Here is a 755-nt window from a genome sequence, read left to right as displayed (position 1 = left end):
CCTATATTCTGAACCATATTGTATGGTTGGTCTAATTGTTGTCCTATAAAACTTCCCCTTAAGTCTAAGAGGGATACGTCGATCGCATACACTTTTCTATTTAAGCCACCCCGCCTGGATTCTATGTTTTATATCAACATCAATCACACATTCTTTGTGAATAATAGAACCTAAATACCGAAACCACTCACTTTTGTGGATTTCATAGCCCTCAAACTTAACTATTTTATCCTCCATCTTTTTTGAGTTACTAAAATTGCACTTCACATATTCTGTTTTATTTTGTTGAATATCAAAAGAATATTCTAGAATACTCTAGAATAAATATGGATTATAAGGTTGATCAATATAAGAATAATCTAGAATAGTTTAGTTAATAGTTTAGAAGTATCATGAAACATGTAGAATTCTAGATACTTCCATATCTAGAATATTCCTATGTAACTTATATATATGTACACTCCATATTGGAGAAAGATGAATAAGAATAACACTTGTTCTTTTTCCAACAACTTTTTCTCCAAATTCTTCTCTGATTACATGGTATCAGAGCTTCAGAAAATTCAGATCCTTCTCCAAAACTTCAGAAAATTCAGATCCTTCTCCAAAACTTCAGAAAATTCAGATCCTTCTCCAAAAATTCAGAAAATTCAGATCCTTCTCCAAAAAATTTCAGAAAATTCAGATCCTTCTCCAAAAATTCAGAAAATTCAAATCCTTCTCCAAAATTCTGATTACATAGCACCAAAACATGT

Annotated in this window: 1 protein-coding gene; it reads left to right on the top strand. The window is 30.9% G+C overall.

Going from position 1 to position 755, the window contains the following annotated elements; all coding sequences use genetic code 11:
- Positions 1-477: 477 nt before the first annotated feature.
- Positions 478-755, top strand: a 278-nt coding sequence (locus QQK25_RS23350) for a hypothetical protein (protein ID WP_284190103.1), incomplete at its 3' end; no start/stop codon positions are given.

It is taken from the genome of Zoogloea oryzae (assembly GCF_030161255.1).
GTDB lineage: Bacteria > Pseudomonadota > Gammaproteobacteria > Burkholderiales > Rhodocyclaceae > Zoogloea > Zoogloea oryzae.
The sequence above is the reverse complement of the archived record's forward strand: the minus strand, read 5'-3'. Positions and strand labels throughout refer to the sequence as shown.